At 62.0% G+C, this 16,376-nt stretch carries 24 protein-coding genes and 1 riboswitch; of the genes, 9 read left to right on the top strand and 15 right to left on the bottom strand.

Translation table 11 applies throughout. The features are described from left to right. Positions 1-36: 36 nt before the first annotated feature. Positions 37-216 carry a hypothetical protein gene (locus C8N43_RS03985; RefSeq protein ID WP_107844366.1) on the bottom strand — a complete coding sequence of 60 codons (180 nt, stop codon included), beginning with the start codon at positions 214-216 and terminating at the stop codon, positions 37-39. Between the two features lie 58 nt (positions 217-274). Next, positions 275-1,003: a Crp/Fnr family transcriptional regulator gene (locus C8N43_RS03980; protein WP_107844365.1), complete on the bottom strand. Its 729-nt coding sequence runs from the start codon at positions 1,001-1,003 to the stop codon at positions 275-277. 115 nt (positions 1,004-1,118) lie between these two features. Here C8N43_RS03980 and C8N43_RS03975 point away from each other — a divergent pair, with 115 nt between their 5' ends. Beyond that, positions 1,119-1,436, top strand: a complete 318-nt coding sequence (locus C8N43_RS03975; RefSeq protein ID WP_146174154.1) for a hypothetical protein — start codon at positions 1,119-1,121, stop codon at positions 1,434-1,436. 36 nt (positions 1,437-1,472) lie between these two features. On the opposite strand, the gene C8N43_RS03970 is transcribed toward C8N43_RS03975, so the two are convergent. Beyond that, on the bottom strand, positions 1,473-2,282 hold the full coding sequence (locus C8N43_RS03970; RefSeq protein ID WP_107844363.1) for a response regulator: 810 nt from the start codon (positions 2,280-2,282) through the stop codon (positions 1,473-1,475). A 107-nt stretch (positions 2,283-2,389) separates the two neighbouring features. On the opposite strand from C8N43_RS03970, the gene C8N43_RS03965 reads away from it, so the two are divergent. The 8 genes from C8N43_RS03965 (at position 2,390) to C8N43_RS03930 (ending at position 7,332) form a co-directional block, all read left to right on the top strand. Next, positions 2,390-2,554 (top strand): NepR family anti-sigma factor, encoded by a 165-nt coding sequence (locus C8N43_RS03965; RefSeq protein ID WP_107844362.1) that lies wholly within the window; start codon positions 2,390-2,392, stop codon positions 2,552-2,554. Next, positions 2,544-3,101, top strand: a complete 558-nt coding sequence (locus tag C8N43_RS03960; protein ID WP_107844361.1) for an RNA polymerase sigma factor — start codon at positions 2,544-2,546, stop codon at positions 3,099-3,101. The genes C8N43_RS03965 and C8N43_RS03960 overlap by 11 nt, the downstream gene beginning before the upstream one ends. Further along, positions 3,098-4,822 carry a sensor histidine kinase gene (locus C8N43_RS03955; protein WP_107844360.1) on the top strand — a complete coding sequence of 575 codons (1,725 nt, stop codon included), beginning with the start codon at positions 3,098-3,100 and terminating at the stop codon, positions 4,820-4,822. Before C8N43_RS03960 ends, C8N43_RS03955 begins: the two co-directional genes overlap by 4 nt. Before the next feature lie 132 nt (positions 4,823-4,954). Continuing rightward, on the top strand, positions 4,955-5,119 hold the full coding sequence (locus C8N43_RS03950; RefSeq protein ID WP_107844359.1) for a DUF1328 domain-containing protein: 165 nt from the start codon (positions 4,955-4,957) through the stop codon (positions 5,117-5,119). Between the two features lie 118 nt (positions 5,120-5,237). Next, positions 5,238-6,020 carry a formate/nitrite transporter family protein gene (locus C8N43_RS03945; RefSeq protein WP_107844358.1) on the top strand — a complete coding sequence of 261 codons (783 nt, stop codon included), beginning with the start codon at positions 5,238-5,240 and terminating at the stop codon, positions 6,018-6,020. 63 nt (positions 6,021-6,083) lie between these two features. Beyond that, complete coding sequence (locus C8N43_RS03940; protein WP_107844357.1) at positions 6,084-6,272, top strand: PLDc N-terminal domain-containing protein; 189 nt, start codon at positions 6,084-6,086, stop codon at positions 6,270-6,272. 75 nt (positions 6,273-6,347) lie between these two features. After that, positions 6,348-6,734 carry a YidH family protein gene (locus C8N43_RS03935; protein WP_107844356.1) on the top strand — a complete coding sequence of 129 codons (387 nt, stop codon included), beginning with the start codon at positions 6,348-6,350 and terminating at the stop codon, positions 6,732-6,734. Positions 6,735-6,858: 124 nt separating this feature from the next. Continuing rightward, positions 6,859-7,332 (top strand): hypothetical protein, encoded by a 474-nt coding sequence (locus tag C8N43_RS03930; protein WP_107844355.1) that lies wholly within the window; start codon positions 6,859-6,861, stop codon positions 7,330-7,332. Between the two features lie 31 nt (positions 7,333-7,363). On the opposite strand, the gene C8N43_RS03925 is transcribed toward C8N43_RS03930, so the two are convergent. The 12 genes from C8N43_RS03925 to otnC all read right to left on the bottom strand — a co-directional run bounded on the left by C8N43_RS03925 (position 7,364) and on the right by otnC (position 16,376). Further along, positions 7,364-8,107 carry an ABC transporter permease gene (locus C8N43_RS03925; protein WP_107844354.1) on the bottom strand — a complete coding sequence of 248 codons (744 nt, stop codon included), beginning with the start codon at positions 8,105-8,107 and terminating at the stop codon, positions 7,364-7,366. Beyond that, on the bottom strand, positions 8,104-8,832 hold the full coding sequence (locus C8N43_RS03920; protein ID WP_107844353.1) for an ABC transporter ATP-binding protein: 729 nt from the start codon (positions 8,830-8,832) through the stop codon (positions 8,104-8,106). The genes C8N43_RS03925 and C8N43_RS03920 overlap by 4 nt, the downstream gene beginning before the upstream one ends. Beyond that, positions 8,833-9,510 carry a thiaminase II gene (gene tenA, locus C8N43_RS03915; protein WP_107844352.1) on the bottom strand — a complete coding sequence of 226 codons (678 nt, stop codon included), beginning with the start codon at positions 9,508-9,510 and terminating at the stop codon, positions 8,833-8,835. It lies immediately after the preceding gene. After that, entirely contained in the window at positions 9,507-10,445 is a 939-nt protein-coding gene (locus C8N43_RS03910) for an ABC transporter substrate-binding protein (RefSeq protein ID WP_107844351.1), read from the bottom strand. The genes tenA and C8N43_RS03910 overlap by 4 nt, the downstream gene beginning before the upstream one ends. A 3-nt stretch (positions 10,446-10,448) precedes the next feature. After that, positions 10,449-11,441 carry a HesA/MoeB/ThiF family protein gene (locus C8N43_RS03905; protein ID WP_211308558.1) on the bottom strand — a complete coding sequence of 331 codons (993 nt, stop codon included), beginning with the start codon at positions 11,439-11,441 and terminating at the stop codon, positions 10,449-10,451. Then, positions 11,438-12,034 carry a thiamine phosphate synthase gene (locus C8N43_RS03900; RefSeq protein WP_107844350.1) on the bottom strand — a complete coding sequence of 199 codons (597 nt, stop codon included), beginning with the start codon at positions 12,032-12,034 and terminating at the stop codon, positions 11,438-11,440. The genes C8N43_RS03905 and C8N43_RS03900 overlap by 4 nt, the downstream gene beginning before the upstream one ends. After that, on the bottom strand, positions 12,031-12,804 hold the full coding sequence (locus tag C8N43_RS03895) for a thiazole synthase (protein ID WP_107844349.1): 774 nt from the start codon (positions 12,802-12,804) through the stop codon (positions 12,031-12,033). The genes C8N43_RS03900 and C8N43_RS03895 overlap by 4 nt, the downstream gene beginning before the upstream one ends. Before the next feature lie 3 nt (positions 12,805-12,807). Further along, a complete protein-coding gene (gene thiS, locus C8N43_RS03890) occupies positions 12,808-13,005 on the bottom strand; it encodes a sulfur carrier protein ThiS (protein ID WP_107844348.1) in 198 nt (65 codons plus the stop codon). After that, entirely contained in the window at positions 12,989-13,972 is a 984-nt protein-coding gene (locus C8N43_RS03885) for an FAD-dependent oxidoreductase (protein ID WP_107844347.1), read from the bottom strand. Before C8N43_RS03885 ends, thiS begins: the two co-directional genes overlap by 17 nt. Further along, complete coding sequence (gene thiD / locus C8N43_RS03880; RefSeq protein WP_107844346.1) at positions 13,965-14,774, bottom strand: bifunctional hydroxymethylpyrimidine kinase/phosphomethylpyrimidine kinase; 810 nt, start codon at positions 14,772-14,774, stop codon at positions 13,965-13,967. The genes C8N43_RS03885 and thiD overlap by 8 nt, the downstream gene beginning before the upstream one ends. A 53-nt stretch (positions 14,775-14,827) precedes the next feature. Further along, positions 14,828-14,928, bottom strand: a riboswitch (TPP riboswitch). A 36-nt stretch (positions 14,929-14,964) separates the two neighbouring features. Continuing rightward, positions 14,965-15,741: a hydroxypyruvate isomerase family protein gene (locus C8N43_RS03875; protein WP_342748704.1), complete on the bottom strand. Its 777-nt coding sequence runs from the start codon at positions 15,739-15,741 to the stop codon at positions 14,965-14,967. Then, positions 15,732-16,376 (bottom strand): 3-oxo-tetronate 4-phosphate decarboxylase, encoded by a 645-nt coding sequence (gene otnC / locus C8N43_RS03870; protein WP_107844344.1) that lies wholly within the window; start codon positions 16,374-16,376, stop codon positions 15,732-15,734. The genes C8N43_RS03875 and otnC overlap by 10 nt, the downstream gene beginning before the upstream one ends.

The raw sequence follows: 16,376 nt of genomic DNA, 5'->3' as shown, positions 1-16,376 counted from the left end.
CCCGCTTGCGAATTCAAGCGGGGCTATTGATTTGGCTTAGCCGTCATTTGCTTCGATGGTGGGCGGGATCACCAGCGAGTCTTCTTCGGTCGAGGGGCCGAACAGCGTGAACCCTACGAAAAGCAACGCGGCAAAAGTCAGGACACCGGCAATGCCAAGCAGGGCCGGGCTGTGACGTTTGGCTTCTTTTTCAATGTTTGTGTCGTTTGCACTCATATTCTGTACTCCATCTCATTAGTTGAGCAACGCGGCGGGGGCCGGTTTGTTCCGTGCGCTACATCAGCGGGCGCTTTGGCATCGGCTCGCCATCATCTTTTGCCAGCTCTGCCAAGCTCTCCATGTCATTGATTTGCAACTGACCTTCCGACCAGGACACGATTTGACGCTCCCGCAGCCGTCCGAGCGTCTTGTTCGTGTGAACCAGCGACAGCCCAAGACAATCGGCCAGGTCTTGCTGCTTGTAGGGCATCGGCATGTGACCGTTTGTCACAAGACCTACCGCCTCGCCGCGCCTGTAGATGCGAAGAAGGGTCCAGGCGATTGCTTCAGACGCCGTGCGCTGGCCGATTGTAGCGAGGCTTTCGCCCAGAAGATGCTCTTCGACAGCGGCAAGCCACGTCATATCGAAGCCGCGTTCGGGGTTGTTGCGGAAGAAATTCCAGAACTCGCCGCGGTCGAAAACGCACAAGGTCATATGGGTCGTGGCCTCGACGGAATGCTTCATTTCTTTCATCACACCCGCCTGCAAGCCGATGAAATCCCCCGGGAAAACAAGGTTTATAACCTGTCTGCGTCCGTCCTGGAGTGTCTTGTAACGCAGCCCCATCCCGCGAAGTGCTGTGAACAATTGCGGGCTATTGGACCCCTCCATAAGCAGCGGTGTCCCGGGATCGATGCTGAGTTCACCGACCTTGAACCGCTGCATCTCTGCCAGCTGCTCGGGCTTGAGACTGACGAATAAGTCCTTGGTGTGGAGCGGGCAATTCTTACACTCTGTAGCCATGGTCTCTTTCTTCTTGTTCTATGTCCTAGTTTAATGCCGCACGTCCGAGAATGTTCCATAAGCATGCTTCCAAATGGAGGGCGATATGGTCTTCGTTCATGCAATAAGATTTCTCGTGTCAGAGACTGACGCCGTCGTCGCGCTTGATATCGCGGAGACGTTGGCGACAGAGTTTACCGATTGCGAGATTGAGCCGGTCAGTGACTTCAACGGCCTCAAGGTCCCCAACACGCGGCCCGCGCGCGTGACGATCGCCATCGTCTCGGCTGAGATCGTCAACCAGGAACTGTGCGATCGGTTCCTTGCCGCAGAGGCCGGGGTTGTCGTTTTGGGGGATAGCGCGGTTTCAGGGCGCAGCGTGGTCACGCTGCCAAAGCCGTTTACCGAAGAAATGCTTGTGGGCGCGATCGAGGACAGTCTGTCGCTCACATAGCGGGCCGCCGCTTGGGAGGGCGGCGGCCCAATTGATTTAGGCCCGCAGGGTCTCAGTAGACGAGAAGAACATCGCTTGACTGATCGCGGAGCGGACCTGGTCCTCGGTATAGGGTTTGGAAATCAGGAAGGCCGGCTCGTGCTTTTCGCCGGTGAGCAGGCGCTCAGGGTAGGCGGTGATGAAGACCACCGGGATCTCGCCCATATCCTTGATGATCTCGTTAACCGCCTCGATCCCCGACGAATTGTCGGCAAGATGAATGTCAGCGAGGATCAATTCCGGACGATCCTTGGCGGCCAGCTCGGTCGCCTGCGCGTGGGTGCGCGCGATGCCGGTGACTTCGTGGCCCATGCTGTTGGCGATGGCTTTCAAGTCGACGGAGATAAGCGCTTCGTCTTCGATGATCATCAGGCGGCCAGAGGCGGATTTGCTCATCTCGTTGCGGGCGATCTGAACCAGCTCGGCGGCTTCTTCTGCCGACACTTCCATGATCTGCGCCGATTCCTCGAAAGAGAACTCTTCTACAGTATGCAACAGAAGCGCCTCGCGGGTGTTGGTCGTCAACTTGGCGAGATGCTCTTGCGCCTTCGCCTCCAGATCGTTGGCGGAGTCTTCGATTGGGGCACCGCTGGAGCGCCAGATTTTGTTGAACGCGCGAAACAGGCCGATTTTCGGTGCGACATCGTCCAGCATGGAGCGGTCTTCCAAGATCGCCTCCAACGCAGCGGCGGCATATCGATCGCCGCTCGACTGGGCACCGGTCAACGCCCGCGCATAGCGGCGAAGGTAAGGCAGAGCCTTGCCAATTTCTGCCGTAACATCATGTTGAGAGGAGACTTCGCTCATGTGATCCGTCCTAATGTTTTTTTATTTGGAACCAAACGCCCCAATGCCGAGTTGCGTTCCCTAGAAAACGCATGTGGTAGCAGTTTTATACAGGAACGCCTTTAGATATGGCCCCAGCCGACAAAAATTCAAAGCGCGATGAAGAAATCGATGAGAATCTCAAGCGCGTTTTTCGGGAAAGTCTTGAAGAAGATGTGCCCGACCGCTTCAAGGATTTGCTTGCCCAGTTGAAGCAGCAGACCGAACAACAGGGATCGTCGAATGAAAAGTAACGATCCGCGGGACGAGCTTGCAGAGCACATCCCCGCAATGCGCGCTTTTGCGATGTCCCTGACACGCAACAGCGCCACGGCTGACGACATGGTCCAAGACACGCTGGTGAAGGCGTGGACGAATATCGAAAAGTTTCAGGTCGGCACGAATTTGCGTGCCTGGCTCTTTACCATATTGCGCAACACGTTCTATTCCAGCCGCCGCAAACTGAAGCGGGAGGTCGCCGACGTCGACGGCGTCTTCGCGGAAGGGTTAGCGGAAAAACCCGCCCATGATGGCGTTTTGCAGCTGACCGACTTCAAGCAGGCCTTCACGAAGCTGACCGACGAGCAGCGCGAGGCGTTGATCCTGGTCGGCGCACAGGGCTTTTCCTACGAAGAAGCCGCGGACATGTGTGGCGTGAAGGTCGGCACGATCAAAAGCCGGGTAAATCGCGGACGTTCTGCGTTGACCGAGATCATGGGGCTTAGCGACGAAGACGCGATGGAGATCACCGACGCGGCAACGATGGGGGTCGTAACAACGCAGGGGACGACTGCATTTTGAACGGAGAAGACCGGGCTTCGTGGCGCGAAAGCCTGATTGCGAAGGTGGTGTTGTACCTGTCATTGGCATTGTTGCCGATCGGGTTCATTGCGATTTTCCAGACCCGCGAGCTGACCCGCGAAAGCGACCTGCGCAGCGAGCTGGCCCTTCTTGCCCTCACAGAAAAAGCGACGTCCGCGGAACGGCAACTGGTCGACCGCGCGTTTGGTGCGGCGCAGATGCTGGCCGCGACGGCGGATGTGATTGCGTCCAATCCCAGCGTCTGCGCGCAATTCTTCGAGAACTTCCTTCAAGCCAATCCCACTTACAATTTCGTGGGGCTTCTCAGCGTCGATGGCAGGATGTCATGCACGTCGGACGGGCAGGCGTATGATCTGACCAACTCCTCCAATTTCCGGGCCTTGGTCGAAACCGGCGAAGCAAAGGTCGACACCAATCAGGTCGGGCGCGTCGGTGACCGCTCGGTCATCAGTGTCAATCAGCCGTATTTCCGCGACGAGATACTGGCGGGCTTCGTGACGATCGCGATCCCGCATGAGCAAATTGACCGGCTCGCCCATTCCGAAGAACGGGTGCGCGACGTGCGCTACATGACATTCAACGCGCAAGGCGAGGTTCTGACGAGCACCGAGAGCCTACTTTTGACCGCCCCTTCGCTGCCGTCAGAGACAGACCTGACCACCTTCATCGGCCAGGATGCACAGGTCTTTGCGACGGAAAGCCATGACGGGCAGGGGCGCAAATTCGCCATGGTGCCCATTGTGCCGGAACGCATGTACGCGTTGAGCTTCTGGAACCCGGAGTCCGAGCTTGTACCGTCGGATGGCACGTCGATCTCGGCCATCCTGTTTCCGTTTTTCATGTGGATCGCAAGCGTGTTCGTTGCCTCCTTCGCGCTGAACCGTTTGGTGGTCCAGCACGTGCAGAACCTGCGGGTCAAGATGCGCCGCTTCGCGCTGAACCGCCGCTTTACTGAAGACACGGACGAGGGGGCGATGCCGGTGGAATTCGCCGACATGCAATCTGACTTCGAGGCGATGGCCCGCTCGCTGATCCGCGACGAGGCCGAATTGCAGGACGCGCTGCACAACAACCAATCGCTGCTCAAGGAGAAGGACGTTCTGCTCAAAGAGGTACATCACCGGGTGAAAAACAACCTGCAGATGATCTCGTCGATCATGAACATGCAGATCCGTCAGACCGAAAACCAAGAGACCGAAAGCGCCCTGCGCCGCCTGCAAGAGCGGGTGATGACGCTCGCAACGATCCACCGCAACCTCTACCAGACCGAGAATTTCGACGCGGTGAACGCGGGACCGATCCTGCGCGAACTGATACGTCAGATGCTGGTCATGACCCGCTCCGGCCACGTCAACGCCCGCACGGAGATCGCCGATCTGGAGCTGTTCCCCGATCAGGCGATGTCGCTGTCCCTGCTTGTGTCAGAGGCGGTCAACGTCGCACTGAAATCCATGAAGGCCAATGAAGAGCAGGACGCGAGCCTCGATCTGTCGCTGGAGGTCGAGGATGGCCTGGTGCTACTTCGGATCGAGCATGAGGTGGGGGAGACGATGGCGCCCCACGAGCTTGCCTCGCAATTGATGGAAGCCTTCGCGTCGCAGCTTGAAGCCGATTTGCGTACGGAAACCGACGGCGCCCGTCACCGGCTGATCGCCACATTCAAGAAGTCAAACATCTCCCCACAATTAACAGATCATTAGCAGAACGGCGGATTTTGCCTGAAAATCGGCCAAAATCGCGACAAAACTGCCCATCTGCCCCTCGATCTGGAACCGACGCTCTGCCCGTCGTGTTCCCTGCCCACATGAAATTTATGTCACGGGAGAGACATCATGATTCACTGGGCGGCCATCTTTCTGGTCTTGGCCTTGCTCGCGGCCGTGTTTGCATTTGGCGGTATCGCCAAGTCGTCGGCGGGTGTGGCTACGGTTCTGTTTTTCGTATTTGTGGGCCTCTTCGTCCTATCGCTGGCCTTGCGTGCATGGCGGGGCAAATAACGAGGCGAAAAATCGACATGTCTTGGAACCGGTTTGTGACGTGCGACGTTTGTCACAGATTAATCGGAGACGTGTTTTGGAAAACCCACCCCCCAAGCTGAACCCCGCTGACGAACGTATGGTCGAAGAGAATGTCGGCCTGAATTCCAAGATGATCTTCGAGGTCATCCGACGCGAAGGCGAAGAAGAGCTGGAGCGGCCCAAGCGCTCGCTCATCTGGTCCGGCGTCGCAGCGGGCGTTATGATTTCCTTGTCCGTGCTGGGAGAGGCGATTTTCCGCACCTATCTGCCCGAGGCGGAATGGGCATATCTGGTCGAAAACCTCGGCTACTCCTTGGGCTTTCTTGTCGTGATCCTCGGCAAGATGCAGCTTTTCACGGAGAACACGATCACGACCGTTGTGCCGGTTGTGCACAACCCCAGTAGGCGCATGTTCAGGCAGGTCGGCTCGCTTTGGACAATCGTACTTGCAGCGAATGTCGTTGGTGCCTTTGCCGTCGCATTGCTGTTTGCCTACACGTCCGCCATTCCGGCCGAGCTGAAACCCGCAATCGAAGAGCTGTCGCGCCATGCAACTGGCTTCCCGGCGATGGAAGCGTTCCAGCGCGGCATCCCCGCGGGCGTGCTTGTGGCCGCGATCGTGTGGCTCTTGCCGGAATCCGAAGGGTCAAAATTCTTCGTCATCGTCGTCTTCACATGGCTGATCGCCGCGGGTGACTTCACCCACGTCGTCGCGGGCTCGGTCGAGATGGCCTACCTGATGGTGCAGGGCCTGCTGACGCCGCTCGACGGTTTGCTGCAGTTTTTCCTGCCAGTGCTCGCGGGCAATATCGTTGGCGGCACGGTGATTTTCACCCTTCTGGCGTTCGGTCAAGTGCGGGACGAATTGGACGAGACGTAAGGCGGCCGGGAACTATTCCACAGGCGCAGACGTTCTGTAGGCAAATAATTAAAGGAGAGTACTATGGAATTCGCAGGAATTGGCGGCTTTATCGTTCTGGTGTTGAACATCTGGGCCATCGTGTCGATCATCGGCTCGTCTGCCTCAACGGGCAGCAAGGTGCTCTGGACGCTTCTCGTTCTGGTCCTGCCGATCGTGGGCTTCATCGTGTGGCTGATTGCAGGCCCGCGCAGCGCCACCGCCAGCGCATAACCTCACCGGATTGAACATTTCAAGCCCGCGCGGATCGCCGCGCGGGCTTTGTTGCGCCTGAAGGATAGATCAACAATGCCGTCATCGAACTTGTCGAAAGACCCTGACAGAGAAGAGCTTGCGGACGCCCGCACGGCCTGGGCGCAGGACCGCACGTTGCTGGCCAACGAGCGGACCTTCGCGGCATGGATGCGCACGGGCATGGCCTGCGTGGCGTTGGCGCTCGGCTTGCGCGCGGTGTTTGGCGACACGGAATACCCCTATGTGGCGAAAGGCGTGGCAGAGGTCTTTATCATCGCGGCCGTGCTGATCTTCATCTCGGCCGCGAAACGGTGTGGTGCGGCGCGCGGCCAGATCGACAGGCATGATACCGAGGTTGCATCCTACACACGCATGATCACCCTTGCGGCCATTCTGGCGGTGGGCTCGATTTGTGTTGGCGGCATTCTCTGGCTGCTGTGACGCCCCTGCGGCGCTACGGCGCGGCCTGATTGCTCAGATCTTGGAACGAAGACCCGGCTGACCCGTTGGGGGCTTGAATTACACGACTCACCCAAGGAAAACCCATACAAGAAAGGAGACACCCATGCCCCGCGCACTCATCATCGCAGGCGCCGCCGCAACGATAGCGACGTCGACGTTTGCATATGAAGGTGCCTCCGACACGATGGTCGACAGCGTCGACGAGATTTTGAACCGCGCGGGCTATGACGTGCCCGTCACTTCGCTCACCGACCAGCAGATTGTAGAGATTTATCTTGCAGGCAACTCGTCGATGAGCCCCGCGGAGCGCACGCAGCGAATTGAGACCGTGTTGGAAAACGAAGCCGTCACGGCCACGATTTTGAAAACCGATGAAGATCGCGACTGGGGGCTTGTTGTCACCGGCGAGCACTCGGTCAAAACGTCGGTGCAGAACTACCTCGACCGCGTGGGCCTTGATGTGGACGCCGACGCGCTTACCGAAGAGCAGGTGGCGCAGATTTATTTTGCGGCCTTCGGCTCCGACGGCAGCCCGGCGTCTCGCCTTGATCAAATCGAGGACATCATTTCGAACTAGAACGCCGCGCTTCCTATGGGTGCGGTTTTTTTTAGCGCCTGCCTTCCGCATAGTGGCTGAGCCGATCCGCCAGCACTCCCACCAATTTGTGCAAGATCACCGTGAAGATCGCGAGCGTGATGAGTGCCGCGAACATCAGATCGACTTTTGCGCGCCCATTGGCGAGCAGCATTAGATATCCCAAGCCTTTCGACGCCCCGACCCATTCCCCGATCACCGCGCCGATGGGGGCGTAGACCGCGGCCAGCCGCAGCCCGGTCCCAAGCGACGGCAGGGCTGCGGGGATGCGAATGCGGCGCATCACCTGCATCTGCGTGGCACCCATGGTGCGCGACAGGTCCACGAGTCCCGGATGCGCGCTTCTGAGCCCATCGAAGAAGGCCGAGGTGACGGGGAAGTAAATAATCAGCACCGCCATCACGATTTTCGAGGCCATTCCGTAGCCGAACCACAGGGTCAGGATCGGGGCCAGCGCGAAGACCGGCACGGCTTGCGTGAAGACGAGGATCGGCAGGAATAATCGCTGCATCAAGGGCGACAGTGCCAGTTGGATCGCGGTCAACGCGCCAAGCGCGGTACCGATTGCAAGGCCCAGCAGCACCTCGACAATTGTCACTTGTGCATTTTCGAAGATTGAGATGCGGTTGACCCAGAACGCCTCCGCCACGCGGGCCGGGCCGGGCAGGATGAAATGCTGAACCCCGGTGGCCCAAACCAGCCCCTGCCACAGGGCCAACCCCACCAGCAGGGCCCAAAGGATATCGAGCCGCCTCATGCGCGCAGCTCCCGCAGATGGGCCATCAGCTTGGCCTGACTGTCCAGCGTTTCTGGCGCATGAATGTCGCGAATAGGCGGCGTGCCCGGCACAGGCCACGGGCTGGCGGCGTCCTGCGATAAAAGCACGATCTGGTGGCCAAGGCGGCTGGCCTCCGCCGGGTCATGGGTCACCAGCATCACCGTCTTGCCCGCCAGTACCTCGAAGGCCAGTTCCTGCATGTCCGCCCGCGTGCCGGCGTCGAGGGCCGAGAACGGCTCGTCAAGCAGCACCACGGGGCGGTCCTCCATCAGTGTCCGGGCCAAGGCCGCGCGCTGGCGCATGCCGCCCGACAGCGCGGCGGGCGTCTTTGTTTGATGTTCTGACAGACCGACGCGGTCGATAAGCTTCGCGGCGCGGTCCATGTCCGGCGTCTCGCCCCGCAGCCGCGCGCCCAGCACAACGTTCTCGCGCACGCTCAGCCAGGGGGCCAGCAGGTCGGACTGCGCCATGTAGCTGATGCGCGGCGTGACGGGGCCGCCATCGGAGGCGGTGATTGTGCCGTCAAACAGCCCGCCGGTCTCCAGCCCCAGAAGCAGCCGCAGGATCGTCGATTTGCCGACGCCCGATGGTCCCAGCAGACAGGTCCATTGCCGCGCGGGCAGGGTCAGATCAATAGGACCAAAGAGCCGCGCGTGGTCAAACGCGAAGCTGCCCCGCAATGTGATGCCCGGCGCGCTCGACATCTAGGCGCCGCGCAGCCCCATGTCCCAGAAGCCGACTTCCAGCTCGGTAGCCTTGGTGAAGCGCGCCTGCAGCGCGGCCTCGCGCGCGGAGCCCTGAAGCGTCCCGATCCGCCGCGCGACTGAGGCGTCCAGCATCGTGCCGACGGTTTCGCAGACCTCCTGATATTCCGCGCCAGCGTAGGTATCGATCCAGTCGCGATAGGTGTCGCTCGTACGCTCCGCCGCCAGCCGCGCGCCGATCTCGCCGTAGCCCATCACACATGGGGCCAATGCGGCCATCAGATCAAGGAAATCCCCTTGCAATCCCGCATCCATGACATAGCGCGTGTAGGCAAGGTTCTCGACCTGCTCGGAGGCCGCGTAGAGCGTCGCCTCATCAATCCCCGCGGCAGCACAGGTCTTCACATGCAGGGCCATCTCATGGTTGACCAACGCGTCGACAGTGCCCGCGCAGACGCGCATCTCGTCCATCGTTTCCGACTTTACGACACCCAGTGACCATGCGCGGGAGAAGTGCACCAGAAAGACGTAATCCTGGATCAGGTAATGCAGGAACGCCGCGCGGGGCAGGGTGCCGTCCCGCAGACCTTCGACGAAGGCATGATGCGTATACGCGCCCCATGGTGCACCTGCGCCTTCGCGCCAAAGCTCGAAGGTCTTGCCATAGTCAGGCGTCATTTTGCGGTCACGTCGATGGTGATCTTATCGACCGGATTGATCGCAGGGATCAGGCCGGATTCGTGCAGAAACGCCTCGAACGCGGCGTAGCGGCCTTCGTCCATCGCCGTCGGGCGCAGGGCGAAGCGTGGCAGCGTGTCGGCCCAGGCGCGCTTGTTCAGCTCGTCTTGCAGGTCCACGGAGGTGCCCGAGAAGATCTCCCAGCTCTCGGTCGGGTGGTTGATGATGTATTGTGTGGCCTTCTCGGTCGCGGCGAGGAAGCGCGCGATCAGCCCCTTGTCCATCGAGTTTGTGTTGGCCACGTAGATCAGCTCGTCATAGGGCGGCAGGCCTTCCTCTTCGACGTAGAAGCAGTTGCCCGCGACGCCTTCGATATCCATCTGGTTCAGCTCGAAATTGCGGAACGCGCCGATCACGGCGTCCACCTGGTTCGACATCAGGGCGGGCGAGAGGGACCAGTTCACGTTAACCAGTTCCACCTCGTCCAATGCGACCCCGTGGGTGCCAAGAACGGCCGACAATACCGCTTCTTCCACACCGGCGACGGAGAAGCCGATCTTCTTGCCCTTAAGGTCGGCGGGCGTCTTGATCGGACCATCGGCGAGGGTCAGCAGGCAGTTGAGCGGTGTGGCGACCAGCGTGCCAACGCGCTGCAGCGGCAGGCCTTCGTGGATTTGCAGGTGCAGCTGCGGCTGATAGGAAATGGCCAACTCGGCTTGGCCAGCGGCAACCATTTTCGGCGGATCGGACGGGTCGGCGGGGGCGATGATTTCGACCTCCAGATCATGCTCTGCGAAGTAGCCCTTCTCTTGCGCCACGATCAGCGGGCCGTGGTCGGGGTTGACGAACCAATCCAGAAGAACGGTCATTTTATCCTGCGCCATCAGGGGGCTGGCGGCCAAAGCTAACGTCGCAGTGAGGGTCGTGAGTTTCATCGGTTATTGCCTTTTCTTCGTAGGGGCTGGATCGCCCATTGCAATGAGGGATATGTCGCCGGACCAGCGGTCCTGCAGCGCGCGGGCCGCCTGCCACGCCCGGAGCCCGGAGCGGCAGGTCAGCACGGCGCGCTGGCCGGTGGCCGGGGTGATTGGGTCCGTCTGGAAAGATGCGAGGTCGAGCCGTAGTGCGTTTTCGGTAACGGGTGTGGGGGCCTCGTCCGTCCCGCGCAGCTCGACCACGAAGTCGTCCCGCGTGATGCTATCAGCGGCGATGAAGCTGAGAGACGCGGAGGACTCCGCCGCGCCGTCAAAGCGGAAGCCAGACGTCCGGAAGTCGCGCATGTTAACCATCATCAGCTGGCCGAGAGGCGACGGGTCTAGGTTCAGGATGGTGCTCAGAGCCATCTGTGCCTGCATCGCGCCGAGCGTGCCAACCACTGGCCCCATTACACCGGCCGTCGCGCAGGTCGCAGCGCGGGCGGGCAGGTCCGGGAAAACCGCGCGCAGGCTGGGCGCGGTGGCACAAAAGCCGCCGACATAGCCCTCGAAACCCAGAACGGAGGCCGATATCAGTGGGGTGTTCGCAGCAAGACAGGAGTCCGACAGGATGTAGCTGGCCGCGAAGCTGTCGGCGCAGTCTAGAACGATGTCCGCCCCGTTTACCATGTCGGCAGCGTTGGACGGCGTCAGAGCTTTGGCAATCGGTGTGACCATTGCCTCGGCGTTCAGCGCGTGCAGGGCTTCGGCAGCGACGCGGGCCTTGGGTTGGCCGATATCTGTCTCCGAAAACAGTACCTGGCGGTGCAGATTGCTCAGGCTCACCACGTCCGGGTCGACCAGCGTGATCCGTCCGACACCCGCGCCGACGAGATAGGGCAGAACCGGGGCCGCAAGTCCGCCAGCGCCCACAACCAAAGCGTGGGTTGCGGCCAGTTTGGCCTGACCGTACGCGCCTATTTCGGGCAACATTTCCTGGCGGGCGTAGCGGCTCATCGCGTGGCCTTCAGCCAATCGCGGACCCGGGCTTCAGGTTCATCGTTGAGCGTGATATCGGTGACGGCGGAGACGACATCGGCGCCCGCGTCAAACGCGCCTTTGGCGCGCTCAATGCTCATCCCGCCGATGGCGATCAGTGGTGTGTCGCCAATCAGGCTTTTCCATTTCGTAATTTTATCAATGCCTTGCTCGTGCCACTTCATCTTCTTCAGGATCGTCGGATAGATCGGGCCGAGCGCCACATAGTCGGGGTCAAAGCTCATCGCGCGATCCAGCTCGGCCCGATCGTGCGTGCTGAGACCCAGCTTGATCCCGGCGGCCTTCAGCGCGGGGATATCTGCGTCGTCGAGGTCTTCCTGACCCAAGTGAACCCACTCGCAGCCTTCGTCGATTGCCGTCTGCCAGTAGTCGTTGATCACCAGCATACAGCGGTGCTGCGCGCAGAGCGTTTTGGCGCGGGAAATCTCGGCGCGGGTCTCATCCGGCGTGCGATCTTTGACGCGGAGCTGCACCAGTTTGATGCCCAGCGGCAGCAGGCGCTCCAGCCAGTCGGCGCTGTCAAAAATCGGGTAGAAGCGGTCGAGGCTCATGTCAGGAACGCCTTTCCGATCACAGGGGTCGATGGTGCCGCCATGTCGCGGGTTTCCATCGGGTCTGCCTCGAACGCCTGCTTGCCCGCGGCGATGGCTTGGGCGAAGGCCTCGGCCATCGCGGCCGGGTCGCCCGCCTTGGCGACGGCCGTGTTCAGGAGCACCGCGTCATAGCCCAGCTCCATCGCTTGAGCCGCTTGGGAAGGCAGGCCAAGCCCTGCGTCGATGACCAGTGGCACGTCCGGGAAATGCGCACGCATGGCGCGCAGGCCGAACAGGTTGTTCAGCCCCATGCCGGAGCCGATGGGTGCGCCCCAGGGCATCAGAACCTCGCAGCCCGCGTGCAGCAGCTTGTCGGCCACGACGAGGTCCTCGGTCGTGTAGGGGAAGACCTGAAAGCCGTCTTCTGACAGGATGCGCGCGGCCTCGACCAGGCCGAAGACGTCGGGCTGCAGCGTGTCCTCTTCGCCGATGACTTCGAGTTTAATCCATTTTGTATCAAAGACTTCGCGGGCCATGTGGGCGGTCGTGACGGCCTCTTTGACCGTGTGGCACCCGGCGGTGTTTGGCAGGATGTGCACGCCCAGATCGCGGATCAGGGCCCAGAAATCCTGTCCCGCGCGATCCTGCCCGCTTTCGCGGCGCAAGGACACGGTGGCGACCGATGCACCGGAGCGCTTGAACGCGTCGGCGAGGATCGCGGGCGATGGGTATTGCGCCGTGCCGAGCATGAAGCCGTTGGCCAGTTCGGTGCCGTAGAAGTCGCGCATCGCTCAGCCCCCCTGCATCGGCGCGACGACTTCGATGGCGTCGCCTTGGTTGAGTGTGGTTGACGCGCGCGCGGCGGCGGGCACGAAGTCGCCGTTCACGGCGGTGGCGACGACGGCGTCGGCATAACCTGCCTCGATCAGCAGAGCGTCGAGCGTCGCGGCCTCGGTCTCGCGCGGGACGCCGTTAAGCTGAATGCGCATGGGGCAACTCCTGTGTGTCGAAGATCGCGTCGGCGACCATACCGGCCAGTGCCGGGGCCAGAAGGAATCCGTGCCGGAACAGGCCGTTGGCCCGGATCAGATCGCCCTCGCGAGTGACGCGTGGCAGGTTGTCGGGGAAGGCGGGGCGGCTGTCGACGCCAATCTCCAGCACCTCTGCCTCGCCGAAAGCGGGGTTGAGCGCGTAGGCGGCGCTGAGCAGTTCCAGCAGCGCGCGCGCAGTGGGGTGTTTGCCGGCGGCCCCTTCGATCATCGTGGCGCCCAGCATGAAGATACCGTCGCCGCGCGGGACCACGTAGAGCGGGATGCGCGGGTGCAGCAGGCGGACGGGCCGCGACAGGGTGATATCGGGGCAAGAAAGCATAAGCATCTCGCCCTTGACGCCACGCAGATCACTGAGTGCATCGCGGGCGGAAAAGCCGCGGCAATCGACAACGAGGCCGGGGAGGGCGGCAGGGTCGACCTCTGCCTGCTTGAAGGAGACGCCACTTGCGGCCAGCTTGGTCCAGAGTCGGTCGAGCGCCTTGCGGGGCGTTAGATGCGCCTCTGTCCCGAAGAAAAGGCCCTTGGCGAAGCGGCCTGCAAGGTCTGGCTCCAGCGCGTCGATCTGCGGGCCGGAGAGCTCGGTGAAGCCTACGGTGCGCTTGCCGAAGCGACGCAGATCGGCGTGGTCGCGAGCGGGGGAGACGACGAGCGTGCCATGGCGATGAACCTCGATCCCCTGATCCTGCCACCAATCGGCGGCCTTTTGGCCCAGCCGCACGACGGGCTCTTCGGCGCTTTCGCCCTCGCAAAAGGGCGCGAGCATGCCACCCGCCCACCACGAACACCCGTGGGCACCCGGGGCCGCTGCGCGGTCGATCACGCGCACCTGCGCGCCGCGCGCATGCAGCGTTGCGGCACAGCACAGCCCCGCGACCCCCGCGCCTATGATCGTGACCTCAGGCATGGGCGTCCCACAGGCTGTGGAAGTGGTGGACCGGACCGTGGCCCGCGCCGATCTGCAACTCGTCGGAGCGTTTGATGGCCTCGTGCAGGTAGGCATGGGCTGCTGTCACGGCGTCCGGCATGGTGTGGCCGAGCGCGAGGAACGCGGCGATGGAGGCGGAGTAGGTGCATCCCGTGCCGTGGGTGTTGCGCGTGTCGATCCGCGGCGCGTCGAGGCGCAGGGGCGGCAGGTCGGGGGTGACCAGAAGGTCGGTGCAAGTCTCGCCTGTGCCATGCCCGCCCTTCATCAGGACCGCCTGCGGACCCTTGGCCAGTAGGGCGTGCGCCTGCGCTTCAATTTCTTCGCCCTCGGTCGCGCCCAGTAGGCGGGCGGCTTCGGGCAGGTTCGGGGTCAGCAGGGTCGCGCGGGGCAGCATCTGGTCGATCATCGCCGTGATGGCCGCGTCTTGAAGCAGCGCGTCGCCGGATTTGGCGATCATCACCGGGTCCAGCACGATGTGACCGTCGAAGCTTTCCAATTCACGGGCCACCGCGTCGATGATTGCGGGGGAGAACAGCATGCCGATCTTGATGGCGCGTACATCCAGATCCGAAAGCACCGCCTTGATCTGGGCCGCGACCACATCGGCGGGGATTTCGTGGACGGCGGTCACTGCGGTGGTGTTCTGCGCGGTGACGGCCGTGATCACGCTGGCGCCATAGGTGCCAAGGGCGGAGAAGGCCTTGAGGTCCGCCTGAATCCCAGCACCGCCACCGCTGTCGGAGCCTGCGATGGTCAGGGCAATTGGCGGGGTCGCGCGCATCTCTCAAGCCTCCAAAGAGGGCGTCTGCGCGGTTTTCGGGAGGCGGGCGCCTGTTGGCGGTGGTACCCGTTCCCTACGCCGGCATTGCCCGGATCAGGTTCGGCGGGTCGGCATTTCTGCCTCTCAGCCCCTAAGGGCACCCCGACGGATCTCCTTGGATTAGCGCAGCGGCGCGGAAATGGCAAACGGGTTAACGGTAGGCGTCGAGCCAGCCGATCCCGGCATCGGTCGTGCTGCGCGCTTTGTATTCCGCGCCAAAGGGCGTCTGCCAGCCGAGCGCCTCGATCTCGTGCAGCAGCCATTGGTAGTCGACCTCGCCCTGATCGGGTTCGCCCCGGTCGGGCACGGCGGCGAATTGGATGTGGCCGATGGCGTCGAGGTTAACCTTGATATTGCGTAAAAGGTCGCCGCCCATGATCTGCAAGTGGTAGCAATCGAACATGATTTTCAGATTGTCAGCCGCAACTTTTTCGCGCGCGGCCAGCGCTTCATTAAGCGTTCCGTGGTGATAGCCCGGCGCATCGTAGGCGTTGAGCGGCTCGATGAGAATAGTCTTGCCGCGCTTGGCCGCCTCGGCGCAGGCATAGGTCAGGTTGTCGGTGAAGGTCGCTTGGGCGGCTTCGCCCTTGTCGGTGAAACCCGCCATGACGTGGACCGCGCCCGCGCCGATGGCGTCGGCATAGGCGAGGGCCTCGTCGATATAGTCGCGCGCCTCCGCTTCGCGGCCCGGGATCGCGGTGCAGCCATTGTCGCCCGCGGCCACATCGCCGCGTTGGGTGTTAAGGCCCAGACAGGGCAGGCCGGTATCGCGCAACGCGTCGGCGACATCCGTTGCGGGCGTGGCATAGGGCCAGTGCAGCTCAACCCCGGCGAAGCCTGCGGCCTTGGCCTTGTGGATGGCGTCAGGGAGGGGCTGGTCGTTCCAGAGGAAGCCCAGATTGGCCGAGAATTGCATGTCTAGTCCCACTCCACATCGAATTTGGTGACGAGGTTTTGCACCTGCTCGGGCGTGAGCGCGCGTGCCTCAAACCCGCGCATCAGGATGGCCAGCCGGGCGGTGTCTTCGAGCTCTTCAATGGCGTTGCACGCGGCCTCGACATCCTTTCCGGCAACGACAGGGCCGTGATTGGCCAGCATGACCGCGGAGCGCTTGCCCGCCAACCCGCGCACGGCGTCGCCCATGGCCGGGTCGCCAGGCAGGAAGAAGGGCAGCAGCTGGACCTTGCCGAGCTTCATGATCGCATAGGGCGTGAGCGGGGGCAGGAAGTTATCGGGGTCGACATCGGGCATCATCGACCACGCGACGGAATGGCACGAATGCAGATGCACCACCGCGCCCGCGCTGCTGCGTGTGTCGTAAAAGGCGCTGTGGAGTGGCATCTCCTTTGTGGGTTTGTCGCCCGAGATCAGTGTGCCCTGCGCATCAAAGCGCGAAAGCCGCCCCGGGTCGAGCCGCCCGAAGCTTGTCCCGGTAGGCGAGACCAACAGGCCCCCATCCGGCGTGCGCGCCGAGATGTTGCCGGTGGAGCCGCCAGTGAGGCCCCGATCGAACATGGATTTGGCAAGCAGGCAGATCTGCTCGCGCAGCTGGGTTTCGGTCAT

Origin of the sequence: Litoreibacter ponti (assembly GCF_003054285.1) — a bacterium.
Lineage (GTDB): Bacteria > Pseudomonadota > Alphaproteobacteria > Rhodobacterales > Rhodobacteraceae > Litoreibacter > Litoreibacter ponti.
The sequence above is the reverse complement of the archived record's forward strand: the minus strand, read 5'-3'. Positions and strand labels throughout refer to the sequence as shown.

Excerpts from the sequence above, each read along its gene's own strand:
- C8N43_RS03930 (WP_107844355.1), top strand. The coding sequence starts at position 6,859 with ATGCCCCGCGCACTCATCATCGCAGGCGCCGCCGCAACGATAGCGACG.
- C8N43_RS03940 (WP_107844357.1), top strand. The coding sequence starts at position 6,084 with ATGGAATTCGCAGGAATTGGCGGCTTTATCGTTCTGGTGTTGAACATC.
- C8N43_RS03905 (WP_211308558.1), bottom strand. The coding sequence starts at position 11,441 with ATGAGCCGCTACGCCCGCCAGGAAATGTTGCCCGAAATAGGCGCGTAC.
- C8N43_RS03895 (WP_107844349.1), bottom strand. The coding sequence starts at position 12,804 with ATGCGCGACTTCTACGGCACCGAACTGGCCAACGGCTTCATGCTCGGC.
- otnC (WP_107844344.1), bottom strand. The coding sequence starts at position 16,376 with ATGACCGAAACCCAGCTGCGCGAGCAGATCTGCCTGCTTGCCAAATCC.
- C8N43_RS03900 (WP_107844350.1), bottom strand. The coding sequence starts at position 12,034 with ATGAGCCTCGACCGCTTCTACCCGATTTTTGACAGCGCCGACTGGCTG.
- C8N43_RS03935 (WP_107844356.1), top strand. The coding sequence starts at position 6,348 with ATGCCGTCATCGAACTTGTCGAAAGACCCTGACAGAGAAGAGCTTGCG.
- C8N43_RS03980 (WP_107844365.1), bottom strand. The coding sequence starts at position 1,003 with ATGGCTACAGAGTGTAAGAATTGCCCGCTCCACACCAAGGACTTATTC.
- C8N43_RS03920 (WP_107844353.1), bottom strand. The coding sequence starts at position 8,832 with ATGTCGAGCGCGCCGGGCATCACATTGCGGGGCAGCTTCGCGTTTGAC.
- C8N43_RS03970 (WP_107844363.1), bottom strand. The coding sequence starts at position 2,282 with ATGAGCGAAGTCTCCTCTCAACATGATGTTACGGCAGAAATTGGCAAG.
- C8N43_RS03950 (WP_107844359.1), top strand. The coding sequence starts at position 4,955 with ATGATTCACTGGGCGGCCATCTTTCTGGTCTTGGCCTTGCTCGCGGCC.
- C8N43_RS03910 (WP_107844351.1), bottom strand. The coding sequence starts at position 10,445 with ATGAAACTCACGACCCTCACTGCGACGTTAGCTTTGGCCGCCAGCCCC.
- thiS (WP_107844348.1), bottom strand. The coding sequence starts at position 13,005 with ATGCGCATTCAGCTTAACGGCGTCCCGCGCGAGACCGAGGCCGCGACG.
- C8N43_RS03885 (WP_107844347.1), bottom strand. The coding sequence starts at position 13,972 with ATGCCTGAGGTCACGATCATAGGCGCGGGGGTCGCGGGGCTGTGCTGT.
- C8N43_RS03985 (WP_107844366.1), bottom strand. The coding sequence starts at position 216 with ATGAGTGCAAACGACACAAACATTGAAAAAGAAGCCAAACGTCACAGC.
- C8N43_RS03925 (WP_107844354.1), bottom strand. The coding sequence starts at position 8,107 with ATGAGGCGGCTCGATATCCTTTGGGCCCTGCTGGTGGGGTTGGCCCTG.
- C8N43_RS03965 (WP_107844362.1), top strand. The coding sequence starts at position 2,390 with ATGGCCCCAGCCGACAAAAATTCAAAGCGCGATGAAGAAATCGATGAG.
- C8N43_RS03945 (WP_107844358.1), top strand. The coding sequence starts at position 5,238 with ATGGTCGAAGAGAATGTCGGCCTGAATTCCAAGATGATCTTCGAGGTC.
- thiD (WP_107844346.1), bottom strand. The coding sequence starts at position 14,774 with ATGCGCGCGACCCCGCCAATTGCCCTGACCATCGCAGGCTCCGACAGC.
- tenA (WP_107844352.1), bottom strand. The coding sequence starts at position 9,510 with ATGACGCCTGACTATGGCAAGACCTTCGAGCTTTGGCGCGAAGGCGCA.
- C8N43_RS03960 (WP_107844361.1), top strand. The coding sequence starts at position 2,544 with ATGAAAAGTAACGATCCGCGGGACGAGCTTGCAGAGCACATCCCCGCA.